This is a genomic window from Shimia sp. R9_3, assembly GCF_017743755.1.
Taxonomy (GTDB): Bacteria; Pseudomonadota; Alphaproteobacteria; order Rhodobacterales; family Rhodobacteraceae; genus Shimia.
On record NZ_JAGHRP010000001.1, the window covers coordinates 718,279 to 734,612 of the forward strand.

At 56.7% G+C, this 16,334-nt stretch carries 13 protein-coding genes; 6 read left to right on the forward strand and 7 right to left on the reverse strand.

The window, feature by feature from the left end; genetic code table 11:
- Window positions 1-271: 271 nt before the first annotated feature.
- The 4 genes from accD (at window position 272) to J7412_RS03355 (ending at window position 5,550) form a co-directional block, all read left to right on the forward strand.
- Window positions 272-1,201: an acetyl-CoA carboxylase, carboxyltransferase subunit beta gene (gene accD / locus J7412_RS03340; protein ID WP_209077081.1), complete on the forward strand. Its 930-nt coding sequence runs from the start codon at window positions 272-274 to the stop codon at window positions 1,199-1,201.
- Between the two features lie 92 nt (window positions 1,202-1,293).
- Window positions 1,294-2,574, forward strand: a complete 1,281-nt coding sequence (locus J7412_RS03345) for a folylpolyglutamate synthase/dihydrofolate synthase family protein (protein WP_209077083.1) — start codon at window positions 1,294-1,296, stop codon at window positions 2,572-2,574.
- A 250-nt stretch (window positions 2,575-2,824) separates the two neighbouring features.
- The gene (locus tag J7412_RS03350) at window positions 2,825-3,445 is read left to right on the forward strand and encodes a trimeric intracellular cation channel family protein (RefSeq protein ID WP_209077085.1); all 621 of its coding nucleotides are present in this window, start codon (window positions 2,825-2,827) and stop codon (window positions 3,443-3,445) included.
- A gap of 98 nt (window positions 3,446-3,543) precedes the next feature.
- On the forward strand, window positions 3,544-5,550 hold the full coding sequence (locus J7412_RS03355) for a CocE/NonD family hydrolase (RefSeq protein ID WP_209077087.1): 2,007 nt from the start codon (window positions 3,544-3,546) through the stop codon (window positions 5,548-5,550).
- Between the two features lie 68 nt (window positions 5,551-5,618).
- Here the strand turns inward: J7412_RS03355 and J7412_RS03360 are convergent, their stop codons facing one another.
- From J7412_RS03360 to J7412_RS03375, 4 genes are all read right to left on the reverse strand, one after another.
- Window positions 5,619-6,044 carry a universal stress protein gene (locus tag J7412_RS03360; RefSeq protein WP_209059379.1) on the reverse strand — a complete coding sequence of 142 codons (426 nt, stop codon included), beginning with the start codon at window positions 6,042-6,044 and terminating at the stop codon, window positions 5,619-5,621.
- A gap of 12 nt (window positions 6,045-6,056) precedes the next feature.
- Window positions 6,057-8,690: a TRAP transporter permease gene (locus tag J7412_RS03365; RefSeq protein WP_209077089.1), complete on the reverse strand. Its 2,634-nt coding sequence runs from the start codon at window positions 8,688-8,690 to the stop codon at window positions 6,057-6,059.
- 81 nt (window positions 8,691-8,771) lie between these two features.
- A complete protein-coding gene (locus J7412_RS03370; RefSeq protein ID WP_209077091.1) occupies window positions 8,772-9,734 on the reverse strand; it encodes a TAXI family TRAP transporter solute-binding subunit in 963 nt (320 codons plus the stop codon).
- Window positions 9,735-9,781: 47 nt separating this feature from the next.
- Complete coding sequence (locus J7412_RS03375; protein ID WP_209077093.1) at window positions 9,782-10,648, reverse strand: MurR/RpiR family transcriptional regulator; 867 nt, start codon at window positions 10,646-10,648, stop codon at window positions 9,782-9,784.
- 110 nt (window positions 10,649-10,758) lie between these two features.
- On the opposite strand from J7412_RS03375, the gene J7412_RS03380 reads away from it, so the two are divergent.
- Together J7412_RS03380 and J7412_RS03385 are read left to right on the forward strand one after the other, a co-directional pair.
- Entirely contained in the window at window positions 10,759-11,589 is an 831-nt protein-coding gene (locus tag J7412_RS03380) for a 3-keto-5-aminohexanoate cleavage protein (protein WP_247743731.1), read from the forward strand.
- Window positions 11,586-12,914: an aspartate aminotransferase family protein gene (locus tag J7412_RS03385; RefSeq protein ID WP_209077096.1), complete on the forward strand. Its 1,329-nt coding sequence runs from the start codon at window positions 11,586-11,588 to the stop codon at window positions 12,912-12,914. The genes J7412_RS03380 and J7412_RS03385 overlap by 4 nt, the downstream gene beginning before the upstream one ends.
- Here the strand turns inward: J7412_RS03385 and J7412_RS03390 are convergent.
- The 3 genes from J7412_RS03390 to J7412_RS03400 form a co-directional block, all read right to left on the reverse strand.
- On the reverse strand, window positions 12,906-13,742 hold the full coding sequence (locus J7412_RS03390) for an alkaline phosphatase family protein (RefSeq protein ID WP_209077099.1): 837 nt from the start codon (window positions 13,740-13,742) through the stop codon (window positions 12,906-12,908). The two genes, J7412_RS03385 and J7412_RS03390, sit on opposite strands and share 9 nt — an antisense overlap.
- 141 nt (window positions 13,743-13,883) lie before the next feature.
- Entirely contained in the window at window positions 13,884-15,521 is a 1,638-nt protein-coding gene (locus J7412_RS03395; RefSeq protein ID WP_209077101.1) for an ABC transporter ATP-binding protein, read from the reverse strand.
- Window positions 15,518-16,333, reverse strand: a complete 816-nt coding sequence (locus J7412_RS03400) for an ABC transporter permease (RefSeq protein WP_209077103.1) — start codon at window positions 16,331-16,333, stop codon at window positions 15,518-15,520. Before J7412_RS03400 ends, J7412_RS03395 begins: the two co-directional genes overlap by 4 nt.
- Window position 16,334 lies beyond the last annotated feature (1 nt).

Genomic DNA, 16,334 nt, shown 5'->3' on the forward strand with positions numbered 1-16,334 from the left:
TTTCTGGCTGCGAAACGATGCGCAGCTCGATTTTCTATTATCTACCCAATTGATTGAGATGAGACAAACGCCCATTCATCAATTGGGGCACACAAATTCACATTTGCTGACAAAGTGTTGCCCCGCCGCCAGCGCGCCCTGGGAGCAGGAAACGCCAATCACAGCAGGCTGGTTTCGACCGTTCCCGCAGGTGAGAGCACGCCATAGATTGCAATTCCTGACGTGGCGTCTTATTTCGGTGCCTGATTGGAAGCCAGAGGACCCTGATCACATGAACTGGATCACAAACTATGTCCGCCCGCGGATCAACTCGATCTTTTCGCGCCGTGAGGTGCCGGACAACCTTTGGACCAAGTGCGACGAATGCGGCACGATGCTGTTTCACCGCGAGCTTAAGGGCAATCAGAACGTTTGCACCCAATGCGGCCACCACATGGCGATCACAGCCCGCGACCGTTTTGAGGCACTTTTTGACGGTGGTGTCTTTGTTGAGGTCGAGGTGCCCGAACCGCTGGCCGATCCTCTGCAGTTCCGCGATCAGAAGAAATATCCGGAACGCATGAAGGCGGCGCAGAAGAAGACCGGCGAGAAAGAAGCGATGCTGGTGGCAGAAGGCGAAATCGGGCGCACACCGATTGTTGCTGCATGTCAGGACTTCTCTTTCATGGGCGGCTCCATGGGCATGTATGTGGGCAATGCGATCATAGCCGCTGCCGAACGTGCGGTTGCCATGAAACGCCCGCTGGTGCTGTTCTCAGCCGCAGGCGGCGCGCGTATGCAAGAAGGTATCCTTTCGCTGATGCAGATGCCGCGCACAACGGTTGCTGTGCAGATGCTGAAAGAAGCCGGTCTGCCTTACATCGTGGTTTTGACCCACCCGACCACAGGTGGTGTGACGGCGTCTTACGCGATGCTCGGCGATGTGCAGATCTCTGAGCCAAACGCATTGATTTGTTTTGCAGGTCCACGGGTCATTCAGCAAACCATCGGTGAACAGCTTCCAGAAGGCTTCCAGCGCGCGGAGTACCTGCTGGATCACGGTATGCTCGATCGCGTCACTAAACGCACCGAAATGAAGGACGAGCTGGTGACGATCATCCGCATGCTGATGGACATGCCTCCGGCCGTCAAAGGAGACCTGCCGGCGCCAACCCAGGAAGAGTTGGGCGAGGCCGAAGAGGACACTGCGCAGGACGCGTAAGTTTTCAGAATTTTATTGAGCTGCGGGCTTTCGGTTTGTTTGACCGGAAGCCCGCTTTCATTTAGGGCGGGCTCACTGTTTCGGAGGCGCAAATGACCCACACTTCAGACACATCAGATGCCATCCTCGCCCGGATGCTGGCGCTGCATCCCAAGATCATTGATCTGACGTTGGATCGCATGTGGCGATTGCTCAATGCGCTTGAAAATCCGGAGAAGAAGATGCCTCCGGTTATCCATCTGGCGGGCACCAACGGCAAGGGCAGCACACAGGCGATGATCCGCGCCGGGTTGGAAGGTGCCGGCAAAACGGTCCATGCCTATACAAGCCCCCATCTCGCCCGGTTTCACGAGCGTATCCGGCTCGCAGGGGAGCTGATTGACGAGGCGCATCTGACACAGGTGCTGGATGAGTGTTGGGAGGCCAACGAGCGCCAGAACATCACTTATTTTGAGATCACGACCTGCGCGGCTCTGCTCGCATTTTCGCGCGTGCAGGCAGATTACACCTTGCTTGAGGTCGGTCTTGGAGGCCGTCTGGATGCGACCAATGTGATCGACGATCCCAAGCTGTGCGTGATCACGCCAATTTCTATCGACCATGAGCAGTTCCTCGGGAACACGCTTGCCAAGATCGCCTCTGAAAAAGCTGGGATCATCAAGCGCGGGATCCCTGTTGTGGTTGGTCCTCAGCCGGAAGAGGCGATGGAGGTGATTGAAGAAACCGCAGCCCGTTTGGGAGCTCCGGTGATCGCCTATGGGCAGCATTGGCATGTTTATGAGGAACACGGCCGCCTGATTTATCAGGATGAAACTGGCCTGCTGGATCTGCCGCTCCCTGCCTTGCCAGGTGCACATCAGATCCAAAACGCCGGTGCGGCCTTGGCGGCGTTGCGCCACCTCGGTTGCGATGCGGAAGCCTGCGAAGCGGCCATGCGGGATGTTTTCTGGCCTGCGCGTATGCAACGCTTGCGCAAGGGGCCATTGGTGGAGGCGGCTGCCTCCGCTGAGCTTTGGCTCGACGGTGGGCACAATGCAGCGGCAGGGCAGGCTTTGGCTTCCCATATCGCAGGGTTGCCCAAGCGTGAAACACATCTCATCTGTGGCATGCTGAACACCAAAGACGTCTCTGGGTACTTGTCACCCTTGGCTAAGGTGTCCGACAGCCTGCACGCGGTTTCCATTCCGGGAGAAGCCAACACGCTCCTGGCAGAAGAAACCGCCGAACATGCGAATGCGGCCGGGCTTACGGCACATGTCGCTGAAAGTGTTGCCAAGGCGATAGCGACCATTTCGGCGCAATCCCCGGAAGCGCGCATCCTGATTTGCGGCTCGCTTTATCTGGCAGGCGCTGTGCTGCGCGAAAACGGCTAATGTTATGCATCTTGCCAAGCTCTGGTTGGCAGATTTGCGATTTGAGATCCCAGACAGTTGACGGGAGCGAATCACCGCTCCTATAGTGAAAGCAACTCCTCGCGCCGCAGAAAATAAGGCAGATGGCGTTTGGGAACAGGGACCGGCAGGTGAAAAGAATGGGGGGCGTTCGGCCCCCTTAATAATGTCAGCTAGATGTGTCGTTGCGCATCAATCTGCGCCATTTGGGGCCACTTGAAAGTCGCTACCTATGATCGACCCGCTTACCCAGTTTGTCACCTTCACAACAATTATCGCGACCGCCGTTATGGCGGCCTCTGCTTCGATCCAAGGGGTGCGACATACGCTGGATCTCTTTGGTGCCACTTTGATCGGTGTCGCCACCGCCGTGGGTGGTGGCACGCTTCGGGATCTGCTGCTTGGCCGCACGCCGGTGTTCTGGATTGAGGATCTGAGTTATCTCGCCACTGCGGTGCCCGTAGCCGTTGCCATGTATTTTGTCGCCACACGCCTTCCGTCAGGCAATGGCAGACGTTTGCGCCTTCTGATGCAACTTGATGCCATAGGGTTGGCACTGTTCACTCTTGTGGGCGTGCGTGTCGCGCTGGATATGAGCACCCATCCCGCCATTGCTGTGGTGATCGGCTGTATCACGGGTATCGTGGGCGGTATCATCCGCGATGTTCTTTGCAATGTGACCCCATCGGTTCTGAAAGAAGATCTCTATGCGACGGTTTCGCTGATTGGCGGCGGTATCTATGTGCTGTCTGCACCGACCATTGGCGGAACGCTCTCCTTCGCTCTCTGTTTTGTGCTGATGTTGATTGCGCGTCTCATCCTCATCAAACAGCTGATCGCTGCAGAAGAGTGAGCTGTCCAGAGGTTGGACCAATCTCGCTTTTTCTTGCGGGGATGCAAATGTTTGTACAGATTGACAAAAAGTTGTGACCGCAAGCACTGGAGTTTGAGATGCAAACGGTGGAAGATTTTCCCTATCAAGTGAATGAGCATCCGCATGTTCAAATTCCAATGCCAGATGGCACCCTGTTGTCCGCCCGGATTTGGCGACCTGAGACCGATGAACCACTGCCCGCAATCCTCGAATTCCTGCCTTACCGCAAACGGGATGGCACTGCTGAACGGGACGCGTTGACCCATCCCTATATGGCTGGACACGGCTATGTCTGTGTTCGCGTGGACATGCGCGGCTGTGGCGACAGCGAAGGCCTGTTTGACGATGAATACTCACCACAAGAGCTTGCAGATGGCGTCTCGGTGGTCGAATGGCTGGCGGCGCAGGAGTGGTGCTCTGGCAGCGTTGGTATGGTGGGTATCAGCTGGGGCGGTTTCAACGGTCTTCAGATCGCGGCTCTAGCACCCGAAGCACTTAAGGCTGTGGTGAGCATATGCTCAACCACTGACCGATATGCCGATGACATCCACTACAAAGGCGGCGTCATGCTTGGCGAAAACACCGGCTGGGCGGCAACCGTCCTGGGGTGGTTTGCCTTGCCTCCTGATCCAGAAATCGTTGGTGAGAGCTGGCGGGAAGTCTGGCTTGAACGGCTGCAAAACACGCCATTCCTTGCGGAGAAATGGGTGCAGGAGCAAGCGCGCAATGGCTATTGGAAGCATGGGTCCGTTTGTGAGGACTATAGTGCGATCAAGGCCGCAGTTTTGAGCGTGGGCGGCTGGCACGATGGCTATCGCAACACCATCGCGCATCTCGTCCAAAACCTCGACGCACCTGTGAAAGGCCTCATCGGGCCTTGGATCCATAAGTATCCTCATTTTGCTGCGCCGGGACCACAGATCGACTTTCTGGGGGAAATGCTGCGGTGGTGGGATCGCTGGCTTAAGGGCATCGACAACGGTGTAGAAGCGCTGCCCGACATGCGCCGATGGGTGATGGACAGCGTGCCACCGGCGACCATCTATGATGAGCGCCCAGGGCGATGGATTACGGACTCCGCAAAAGACGTCAACGCGCCAGCTGAGAGTTTTTTCCTGACCGGAAAGAGACTTTCAGAGACCGAAGGCCCAGCGGAGCGTATCGTTGCGCCCGCTCTGTTCTGCGGACAGGCCACTGGCGAGTATTTCCCGGTTTCACTGGCACCTGCCGGGACAGCGCCGGGGGAATTGCCTGCTGATCAGCGCGAAGACGACGCTTTGTCCTGCTGTTTTGAGACAGAGGTTGTCACCGCTGCCCGCGCGATTGTTGGCGCGCCCACAGTGCGATTGAAGCTCTCGGCGGACAAGCCAAAGGCGCAGTTGATTGCGCGTTTGTGCGATGTGCACCCTGACGGGCAAAGCACTTTGATCACACATGGCGTGCTGAATCTTCGGCATCGTGATGGACACGAGGCTTTTGTCGATCTGCCGATCAATCAGCCCATGGATGTGACGCTGACATTGGACCACTGCGCTTATCAGCTGCCTGCCGGGCATCAGCTCCGACTGGCCTTGTCTTCGAGCTATTGGCCCTATGTCTGGCCAGAGGCAGAAACGGCGGTGCTGACGCTGCAAAGCGGTATTCTCTCATTGCCGGTGCGCGAAGAAATAGCGGAGGAAACATCCGTTTCCTTTGATCTGCCAAAGGCGGCGAAGCCGCGGCGCACACGTCAGGTTTCTGCGTCGGAAAATATGAAGACAGTCACCAAGGATGTGGGTTCCCAACAGCTTACTCTGGAGATTGTGGGTGATACGGGTCTTACAGAGGATCTGGGCACCGGCCTCATATCCGGAGCCCGTGTGGAAGAGCGGTTCTCGATTGTCGAGCGTGATCCGAATTCCGCTGAAAACCACTTCACATGGCGGCGCACTATGGCGCGCGGGGATTGGAAAGTTGAGATCTATGCAGATGTTTCCATGCGCACCGATGGGCAGAACTTCCTGATCACGGCTGATCTGAAAACATCCGAGAATGGCGCAGAGGTGTTTGCCAAACACTGGGAAAGCACTGTGGCACGTCTCTGATCTCAGCACGTGGGCAAAAACAAAAGGCCCGCCGCACTGCGCGACGGGCCTTTTTTGAAAGTGCCGGATCAGCGGATCACAAACACCGATTGTTTGGCGTGCCGCGCGATACGTGCGGCATTGGGGCCAATCAGATAGTCCTTCAGCTGGGATTTGTGGGCGCCAACGATGATCGCATCGGCCTTTACGCTTTTGGCTTCCTTTAGAACGAGATCATAGATTGTACCCTGATCCACATGCAGGCGCAGGTTCTCTACACCTGCCAGCGCGCTTTTGGCCCAATCCTCCAATGCCGCTTTGGCTTCTTTCAGGATCAGCTTGTTGTGATCCTGGCTGAAGAAGGAGCCAACAATTGACATGCCGTAGTCGGGCACGACGTTCATGACGTGCAGTTCAGCCCCATCCGCCATTGCCATCACACGCGCGGCTTCTGCGGGGCGCTCAGAGCCTTTCAGATCGTTGACGTCCACGGTTAGCAAGATTGTCTTAAACATGACTTTCTCTCCTTAGAACGCCGGTTGTGTGGCGCGTGGCCGCTGGATCATCATCAAGCCTGCAAGCAGAAGCAGCGCCGGGATGAAAAACAGCTCTTTTGGCATCCGCTCGTTCTCGACTTGCACCTGCGAGATCACCACAGGCTGATCGCCGTAGTAATCATACTCGGTGCCCAACTGGCCAAAGTAGGGCGTGCCGGGGAAGGGCTCTTCGAGCAGCAGCTTACCGTCTTCCTCAAACACGCTTAGGCCGCCGTCTGACATCGCCGTCAGAGCATCGCCGCCGGGATAGATCATCGTGACGGTGGTGGTGCGGTTATCGCCGGTGTCAAAGTCCGGGCCTTCGACCTTAAAGCGCACCAGCGCACCTTCAGGCTGTGCGCCGACCAATTGCACCGCTTCCGGTCCAACCATGGTCTGATACTTCTCTGACACCTGGTCGAGGAAGAAATCCGGTCGGAAGAGCATGAAAGCGATGAACAGCAGCGCCGCACTTTCCCATTTGCGGGATTTAGCTATGAAATAGCCTTGGGTTGCGGCCGCGAATATCAGCATCGCGATGAGCGAGATAAAGAACACCAGAACAGCTTTTCCAAAGCTCACGTCAATCAGCAGAAGATCTGTGTTGAAGATGAACATGAAGGGCAAAAGTGCCGTCCGGATGTCATAGGCAAAGCCCTGCACACCGGTCTTGATCGGATCGCCTCTTGAGATCGCAGCCGCCGCATAGGCAGCAAGGCCCACAGGTGGCGTGTCGTCCGCCAAAATGCCGAAGTAGAACACAAACATATGGACCGCGATGAGCGGCACAACCAAGCCGGCTTGCGCACCAACGCCCACGATAACAGGTGCCATCAGCGAGCTGACCACAATGTAGTTGGCAGTGGTTGGAAGGCCCATGCCAAGGATCAGGCTCAGAACCGCCACCAGGAGCAACAGGATGATCAGGTTACCGCCAGAGATGACCTCAATCACCTGACCAATCACTTGGTGAGCACCGGTGAGGCTGATGGTGCCAACGATGATGCCTGCAGCACCGGTCGCCACGCCAATCCCGATCATGTTCCGAGCGCCCATGATCAGGCCTTGTACAAAGTCGTTCCAGCCTTGGGTGAAAGCGGCGTTCACGGCCGTTTCGCCACGGAAGAACGCTTTGATCGGGCGGTGTGTCACCGCCACAATGATCATAAAGATCGTCGCCCAGAAGGCCGAGAGCGCCGGGGACAAACGATCCAGGTTCTCGGTTTTCACCATCAGGTTCCAAACCAGAATGAAGATCGGCAGCGCATAGTAAGCCCCACCCAAAAGGGTTGGTGTCAGACGAGGCGCTGCCAATGGGGCGTTTGGATCATCCATTGCGATGTCTGGATATTTTGACGCCACATAGAGCAAACCAAGATACATCACGGCAACCAGTGCGACCGCGATATAGATGCTGTCGCCCACCATTGGCTCCAGCACATTGCGGATCCCGATCATTGCGAAAGTGATTGCGCCAAGGCCGATGAAGCCGGTCAGGAACAACACGAGGATCATGATCGGTCCGATGTGGCGACCGGCCTTCTTCAGACCCTGCATCTGCATTTTCAGCGCTTCGAGATGCACGATGTAGAGCAGCGCGATGTACGAGATCACCGCAGGCAAGAAGGCGTGTTTGACCACGTCGATGTAGGGGATGTTTACATATTCAACCATCAGGAAGGCTGCGGCCCCCATGACAGGCGGGGTCAGCTGACCATTGGTCGAAGAGGCCACCTCAACCGCGCCGGCTTTCTCAGCAGGGAAGCCAATGCGCTTCATCAGCGGGATGGTGAATGTGCCGGTGGTGACGGTGTTCGCAATCGAGCTACCGGAGATCATGCCGGTCATCATGGAGCTAAGCACCGAGGCCTTGGCCGGGCCGCCGCGCAGCGCGCCAAGGAGGGCAATGGCCACTTTGATGAACCAGTTGCCGCCCCCCGCGCGATCCAGCAATGCGCCAAAAAGCACAAAGAGGAAGATCATTGTGGTGGAGACACCCAATGCGACACCAAAGACGCCTTCGGTCTGCATCCAGTAATGGCCAAGCGCCTTGGACAAGGAGGCGCCACCGTAGTTGGTGATCTCGCGCACCCACTCGGAGTTGCCGCCAAAGAAGGCAAAGAGCACAAAGGCCCCAGCAATGATCACAAGTGGCAGGCCGAGCGAGCGATACACGCAGATCATCAAAACGATCATGCCAAGAGCGGACATGGTGATGTCGGTGCTGGTCCAGAGGCCGGGACGATCCGCGATCTGGTAGCGGAAGAAGACAAGGTAAAGACAGGCGCTGACACCGATGATCAGGAGCAGCCAGTCATAAAGCGGGATGCGGTCACGCGGCGATGTTCTAAACATCGGAAAGGCCAGAATCGCCAGTGACATCGCAAATGCGAGGTGGATATAGCGCGCTTGGCTGACCACATTCGCAAAATCAGAAAGCCCGGTGAGTTGGGCGAGCGTGCCGGGGAGTTTGGACGCGATATAGAGCTGAAACAACGACCAGATGATACAGATCGCGATGATGAGTTTTCCTTGAAAACCCGTGGCATTGCGCGCACCGGTGTCGACTTCTGCGACCATAGCATCGGCGGAAGCAGCGCCATCTTTATTGGGGTCCTGAACCATTTTTGTCCTCGTCTAGCCCTTGGCCAAATGCGCCCTCATTTCTGGGGCGCATTTGTAGTTTTTTAGAGATTTGAACCCGAGTTATTTCAGGCCGAGTTCTTTGTATGCTTTTTCCGCACCTGGGTGGATTGGTGCGCTCAGGCCGTCGCTAACCATTTCTTTGGGGTCAAGGTTAGCAAACGCCGGGTGCAGCTTGCGGAAGTCTTCGATGTTTTCCATCACAGACTTCGCCACCACATAGACAACATCGTCAGAGATGTTTGCGGAGGTCACGAATGTTGCGCCCACACCAAAGGTTGTGGTGTCGCCATCGGTGCCTTTGTACATGCCACCTGGGATGGTTGCGACGCGGTAGAACGGGTTGTCGGCAACCAGTTTGTCGATTTCCGGGCCGGTCACGTTCACGAGGTTCGCATCACAAGTGGTGGTGGCCTCTTTGATGGCCGCGGCAGGGTGACCGATGGTGTAGATCATCGCGTCGATGTTGCCGTCACACAGCTGCTTCGCCATCTCAGAACCTTTGTATTCGGTTGCGAGAGCAAAGTCGTCCATGGTGAAGCCATAGGCTTCCATCACAACTTCCATGGTGGCGCGCTGGCCGGAGCCTGGGTTGCCCACGTTTACACGCTTGCCTTTAAGATCCGCAAAGCTGTTCACACCGGCATCAGAGCGTGCAATCACGCTGAACGGTTCCGGGTGTACAGAGAACACCGCGCGCACGTCAGGGAACGGGTTGTCTGCGAACTTGGAAGTGCCGTTATAGGCGTGGTGCTGCCAGTCAGATTGCGCAACACCGAACTCAAGCTCACCGGCTTTGATGGTGTTGATATTGTAAACAGAACCACCGGTGGATTCCACGGCACAGCGGATGCCGTGCTCTTTGCGGCCTTTGTTCACCAGACGGCAGATCGCGCCGCCAGTTGGGTAATAGACGCCGGTCACGCCGCCTGTACCGATGGAGATAAACTCCTGTGCGGATGCACCCGCGGAGATGCCCATGGAGGCAATAATGGCGGCGCCCGCCAGTTTAAGTTTCGAAATCATCTTAGGCTCCCTAGTTGATGATGGTTTGAGTAATTCTAGTGTTGTTGTCAGTCGTTCCAGAATTCGCCCAAGCTTTGGTTCCGGCGTTCTACGTCGCGGATACGGCGGCTTGCGTCTTCGCCTGACTGTGCGACCAACATGGCAATCATGGTCTCCAATAGAGACAGAGTCGCAGCATAGGACGAGAAGAATTGTGGACTATCTGACGGAACAATAAAGGGAAAAGTTGCAAACTCAATCGCGGGACAGGCGTGGCTATCGCTGATAACGATGACCGTCGCGCCCGAAGCGCGGGCAGATTCCGCCACTCGCACCGCTTTTTTGGCGTAAGGCGTTTTGGTGACTATGAGGAGAACATCTTCTTTTGCCAGTGTGGACAACGCTGCGCCAAGAGAAGAGCCCATGCGCCCGGCAAGGGTCCAGTTGGTGGTGAAATAGTTGGCCAAATAAGCCATGTACTCGACGATCCCGGTCGAGCCAAAGGCACCAAACAAAACAACGCTTCTGGCGTGTTTCAGCGCCTCAACGGCAGCTTTCAACCGATCTTGGTTCAGCTCTTCTCTGAGTTTTGAGATGTTCAGCACGCAAGCAGCGGCCTGCCGATCGAGCATGGATTGGTCGGGCTGAGGATCGCTTGTGAGCTGCTCAGCGCGATCCGCAAAAGACAAGGAGCGCTCTCCCACCGCTTCGCGGCACAGCTCGCGCATGTCTTCATAGCTCTCAAAGCTGAGGCTTCGGGCCAGCCGTGAAAGCGTGGCAGGTGAGACGCCGCTTGCCGCCGATACCGATCTGAGAGAGCGTGTGGCGACATCCATCTGATTGTGCACGACGTAATCAGCTGCAGCCTTAAGCTTGACGCTTAAGCCGGCATAGCTTTCAGCAACCCGCTCTTGAAGACGGTTGGCGTTGCTCACGTGTCCCTCCTATTGACTCAGGTTATGCAGTTGTTTTAACGGATGTCAACAATTGGAACACTTGTTTCATGCGTTGCGATCCGTCAGCGTGAAGCAAAACGAGAGACCTCATGACTGTGCACTTGCCTGAAGAAACCTTGAACTGGCAGACAATGGCGCCGCTTAAAATTACCGTCGCCCCCAACGGAGCCCGGCGCGGGCGGGTAGATCATCCACAGCTGCCAATTACAACAGATCAAATTTCCAAAACGGCTAAAAATTGTGCAGATGCGGGCGCTGACGAGATTCATCTCCACGTCCGCGACGACAGCGGAGCCCATTCTCTTGATGCAGGCCGCTATCGTGAGGCGATATCGGCAATTGCGGAGACCGCGCCCGACTTGGGCATTCAAATTACCACGGAAGCTGCTGGCAAGTACAATGTCGAAGAGCAGTTTTCTGCATTGAAAGAGCTGGTTCCGCAGGCCGCGAGTGTGTCGGTACGGGAAATGTCGCGTGATATGGCACTGGCCCCTCGGGTTTATGCTTTTGCCAGAGAAGCAGGCATTCAGGTCCAGCACATTTTGTACGACAGGAAAGATCTGGAACTGCTTGCCCGTTGGCAGAACGCCGCTGTAGTTGAGCGTAGCCAATCTGATGTTCTGCTGGTGCTGGGTCGCTATACCCCGCCGCGATTGGCCGAAGTTGCAGAGCTTGCACCATTTGCCGCTGGTGCCGAACAAATCGCTGATCGCTGGACGGTGTGCGCTTTTGGGCAAAATGAACAGGCGGTTGCTGAAGCTGCGATCAAGCTTGGCGGGCACATACGCATCGGTTTTGAAAACAACATCCAACGCCCTGATGGCACGTTGGCGGAAGACAACGCGGAGAACATTCGCCACGCAGTAGATGCGGCGCAGGCTTTGGGCCGCCCGCTTTTGAAAAAGGTCACAGTCTCATGAGTTTTGTTTTTCCCCGGCACTCAAAGAAAACCTTGCCCACAGTGGCACGAGGTGAGGGGCCATTTTTGTATGACACCACGGGTAAAGCCTATTTCGATGGGTCCGGTGGAGCGGCTGTCTCTTGTCTTGGCCATTCTGATCCAGCTGTGACAGAGGCGATAAAGGCTCAGGTGGATACTGTCGCCTTCGCACACACTGGTTTCTTCACCTCAGAACCGGCGGAAGCTCTGGCAGAAAAGCTCGTGGCGAACGCGCCTGAAGGGCTGGATCGCGTATACCTCGTTTCAGGTGGTTCTGAGGCGATGGAAAGCGCGCTGAAGCTCGCGCGCCAATATGCGTTTGAGAAGGGCGAAGGGCGCCGCCGCCACGTGATTGCCCGGCGTCAGAGCTACCATGGCAATACCCTTGGTGCGCTTGCGACAGGCGGGAACCAATGGCGCCGCGCACCCTTTGCGCCGCTGTTGATGAACACCCACCACATTTCACCTTGCTATGCTTATCGCGGCCAAGAAACCGGTGAAACGGCCTTCGACTATGGCCAGCGCGTGGCCAATGAACTTCAGGAGGCCATAGACGCACTGGGCGCGGAAAACGTATTGGCCTTTGTCGCGGAGCCTGTCGTGGGCGCAACGGCGGGCGCGGTACCGCCGGTTGAGGGCTATTTCAAACGCATCCGAGAGATTTGCGACGCCAACGGCGTTTTGCTGATTTTGGATGAGGTCATGTGTGGCATGGGGCGGACCGGTACGTTGTTTGCATGTGAGCAGGACGACGTCACTCCGGACATTTGCGCGGTCGCAAAAGGGCTCGGGGCGGGCTACCAACCCATCGGTGCGATGCTCTGCTCAGCCGAAATCTATGACACCATCCGGGATGGTTCGGGTTTTTTCCAACATGGTCACACCTACAATGGCCACCCGACCGCTGCGGCTGCATCGCTTGCTGTACTCACGCGCTTGGTGGATGACGGTATTGTTCAGCAGGTTGCCCCTAAGGGGGCCAAACTGCGTTCTGCTCTTGCAGAGCGGTTTGGGCAGCACGCCAACATCGGCGACATCCGAGGCAGAGGGCTTTTCCTTGGTCTTGAAGTGGTGGCGGACCGCGAAACCAAGGCGCCCTTTGATCCCTCCCTTGGCATTGCGGCGAAGCTCAAGGCTGCAGCCTTTGAGGCGGGCCTGATCTGCTATCCGATGGGGGGAACAATCGATGGGCAAAACGGGGCGCATGTGCTGCTTGCGCCGCCGTTCATTTTGGAAGACGCCCATATCCCATTGATCTGTGATTCGCTTGAGGCAGCGTTTAGTGCGGTGCTGCCCTCAGCCTAGGAAGGGGGCAGCCCTCATGGTCTCCGGGATCTCAGCGCCAAGGCGCGACAGGATTGTGGGGGCCAGCTGCAGCTGATCGAGAACCGTATCCGTCTCGGGACCTTTTGCATCTCCGAAGTAGTAGAGCGCGAACTCCTGCTGCAGTGGGTCGCGACCGCCGTGATGCCCCCGTGCATCTTGTCCGTGATCCGCCGTCACGATCACCTCATACCCAAGAGCACGCCACTTCGGAATGAACGGCGCAAGCATCTCGTCCATCACAAAACAGGCGTGATCCATTTCGTGGCTGTCGTGTTGGAAGCGATGCCCCATGCTATCAAGCGTGCAGGTGTGCAACATGCCGTAGTTCAGGCCGCGCTTCAGGCAGAGGTTCGTCAGCGTCGCGAAAAGGTCCACATCCGAAGGTGTCATCTGATTGGCCATGCCGTAGCCCGTCATGGAGTGGAAACGGCCGTGGTTGATCGTTTCGCTTTCGGGCTCGTCATATTCCACATCCCGCACATAGTCGAAAGGATGCCGGTTGAAGAATTCCGACCAGAACGAATGCGCGACTGCGCCGGTTACGCCACCTGACTTGCGCACCTGTCCAAAGACATCTGGCTGTTTGATCCGGAATACGTTGCCATTGCCTGTGCAGCCGTGTTCCTGCGGCGTAACGCCTGTATGGATCGACGCGTAACAGCTTGCAGATGTAGAGGGCAGAACCGAACGCATTTTCCATTTTTGGGCGGTGCCGTCTGCAACCCAACCTTCAAGATTGCCAAACAGGCGTTCCCAATTGCGCCAAGGCACGCCGTCCAGAATGATAAGCAAGAGTTTCCGGTCCATCTGAGTCTCCCTTTCCGTCCGGTCCACGGTCGCCGGTTCCGCTTTCAAGAACTATTGCAAATGCGACAATCTAGGTCCGGCTAATAAAAATGGGCGACGTCTTGATGACATCGCCCAACTTTTTCATTTTGGCGTTTGGAATTAGTTCCCGGCGCTTTCCATTTTGCGGTGCGCGATGACGTCTTCCAGCCAGCCGAGTTTCATTTCCGGTACAGAGCTCAGCAAAAGATCGGTGTAGTCGTCAAATGGCGGGCTCAACACGTCGGTCTTGCCGCCGTATCTGACAACTTCGCCCTGATACATCACGGATATCGAGTCTGCGATCGCCTTCACCGTGGCCAGATCGTGGGTGATGAAGAGATACGCGACGTCCTCGATCTTTTGCAGATCCAAAAGCAATTTCAGGATGCCATCCGCCACCAGCGGATCGAGCGCGCTTGTCACCTCGTCACAGATGATCATCTTGGGCTTTGCAGCCAAAGCGCGGGCAATACACACACGTTGTTTCTGGCCGCCAGAAAGCTCCGCTGGATACCGATCAATGAACTTCTCGCCCATTTCGATCTCATCGAGAAGCTCGATGATGCGCTTGCGCTTCTCTGCGCCTTTGAGACCGAAGTAGAACTCCAACGGTCGTCCGATGATCGTTCCCACGGTTTGGCGCGGGTTCATCGCGACATCCGCCATCTGGTAAATCATCTGGAGCTCACGCAAATCCTCGCGCGAACGCCCATCAAGATCAGGGGAAAGATCGCGGCCAGCAAAATGGATGGTCCCATTTTGGGGCGGCAAAAGCCCTGTGATCACCCGGGCCAGCGTTGATTTGCCGGACCCGCTTTCCCCCACAACCGCGAGGGTTTGACCGGGGTGAAGCTCGACGTTGATGTTCTTGAGAACGTCAAAGTTGGTGCCTTTGTAGCGCGCGGTGATGTTCTGAACTTTAAGTACCGGCTCAGGGGTCGCCTCTTTCTCCTGATGGTCGATCGAGCGAACCGAGACGAGCGCTTTGGTGTAATCCTCCTGAGGGTCGTTGATGATCTGATCAACGGGGCCATATTCGACCATGTCGCCCATCTTGAGCACAAGGATATCGTCGCTCACCTGCGCCACAACCGCGAGGTCGTGCGTGATATAAAGCGCGGCGACGCCCGTGTCTCGGATGGCTTCTTTGATCGCCATAAGCACGTCGATCTGCGTGGTCACATCCAACGCGGTGGTTGGTTCATCAAACACAACCAGATCCGGCTCGGGACAGAGCGCAAGCGCTGTCATACAGCGTTGCAGCTGCCCCCCGGAAACCTGGTGGGGGTAGCGATTGCCGATGTTCTCCGGGTCCGGCAGGCCAAGCTTGCGGAAGAGTTCAACGGCGCGTGCCTCAGCTTCCTTCTTGGAGAACTTGCCTTGAACCACGGCAGCTTCAATCACCTGATCCATGATCTGTTTGGCTGGGTTGAAAGAGGCTGCAGCGGATTGGCTGACATAGGTGACCTCACCGCCACGCAGGCTGCGAATGTCGCCGTGCCCGGATTTCAGGATGTCGCGGCCATTAACCCAGACTTCCCCACCGGTGATTTTGACGCCGCCACGGCCGTAAGCCATAGAGGCTAGGCCAATGGTGGACTTGCCTGCACCGGATTCTCCGATGAGGCCAAGCACCTTGCCTTTTTCCAGCTCAAAGCTCACCCCGTGCACGATTTCAATATCGTGTGGCTTTTCGCCGGGAGGGTACACCGTCGCGCCAATCTTGAGGTCTTGGACTTTTAGAAGCTTGTCGCTCATCCGCGGCCTCCTTTCAGCGATGTGGTGCGGTTCAGGATCCAGTCCGCAACGAGGTTGACGGAGATCGCGAGTGTGGCGATCGCCACAGCCGGATAAAGGGCTGCGCCGATGCCATATACGATGCCGTCAGCGTTCTCTTTCACGATACCGCCCCAGTCCGCTTGCGGCGGTTGCACACCGAGACCAAGGAAGGACAGCGTGGAGACGAAAAGCACCATGAAGATAAAGCGCAGGCCCATTTCCGCGATCAGCGGGGAGAGCGCGTTTGGCAGGATTTCGCGGAAGATGATCCAGCCGCGGCCCTCGCCACGGAGTTTGGCGGCTTCCACATAGTCCATGACGTTGATGTCGACGGCCACAGCACGTGCCAAACGATAGACGCGCGTGGAGTCCAAGAGACCCATGACGATGATCAGAACAGGAACGGTCACAGGTGTAACTGACAGCACCACAAGTGCGAAGATCAGCGATGGGATCGACATGATCAGATCGACAAACCGGCTCATGGCCTGATCTGCCCAACCACCAAGAACAGCGGCAAGGAAGCCGAGGACGGAGCCAGTGGTGAAGCTCAGAATGGTGGCTGCGGTCGCGATAAAGATTGTGGTGCGCCCGCCGTAGATCATACGGCTCAGCAGGTCGCGGCCGAGGTTATCCGTGCCCAGCAGGAACTCGCTGGAAGGTGGCAACCACACATCTCGGCTGACAATTTCAGCCATACCATAAGGCGCGATCCATGGGGCGAAGATGGCCACCAGGAAATACAGCGCGGTGAAGAAAAGCCCGATCAGGGCGGCGATGGGTATTCTCATC

Bases quoted from the DNA above. Each gene is read 5' to 3' on its own strand.
- J7412_RS03370 (WP_209077091.1), bottom strand. From the start codon at position 9,734: ATGATTTCGAAACTTAAACTGGCGGGCGCCGCCATTATTGCCTCCATG.
- accD (WP_209077081.1), top strand. From the start codon at position 272: ATGAACTGGATCACAAACTATGTCCGCCCGCGGATCAACTCGATCTTT.
- J7412_RS03380 (WP_247743731.1), top strand. From the start codon at position 10,759: ATGACTGTGCACTTGCCTGAAGAAACCTTGAACTGGCAGACAATGGCG.
- J7412_RS03355 (WP_209077087.1), top strand. From the start codon at position 3,544: ATGCAAACGGTGGAAGATTTTCCCTATCAAGTGAATGAGCATCCGCAT.
- J7412_RS03395 (WP_209077101.1), bottom strand. From the start codon at position 15,521: ATGAGCGACAAGCTTCTAAAAGTCCAAGACCTCAAGATTGGCGCGACG.
- J7412_RS03365 (WP_209077089.1), bottom strand. From the start codon at position 8,690: ATGGTTCAGGACCCCAATAAAGATGGCGCTGCTTCCGCCGATGCTATG.
- J7412_RS03385 (WP_209077096.1), top strand. From the start codon at position 11,586: ATGAGTTTTGTTTTTCCCCGGCACTCAAAGAAAACCTTGCCCACAGTG.
- J7412_RS03400 (WP_209077103.1), bottom strand. From the start codon at position 16,333: ATGAGAATACCCATCGCCGCCCTGATCGGGCTTTTCTTCACCGCGCTG.
- J7412_RS03350 (WP_209077085.1), top strand. From the start codon at position 2,825: ATGATCGACCCGCTTACCCAGTTTGTCACCTTCACAACAATTATCGCG.
- J7412_RS03360 (WP_209059379.1), bottom strand. From the start codon at position 6,044: ATGTTTAAGACAATCTTGCTAACCGTGGACGTCAACGATCTGAAAGGC.
- J7412_RS03390 (WP_209077099.1), bottom strand. From the start codon at position 13,742: ATGGACCGGAAACTCTTGCTTATCATTCTGGACGGCGTGCCTTGGCGC.
- J7412_RS03345 (WP_209077083.1), top strand. From the start codon at position 1,294: ATGACCCACACTTCAGACACATCAGATGCCATCCTCGCCCGGATGCTG.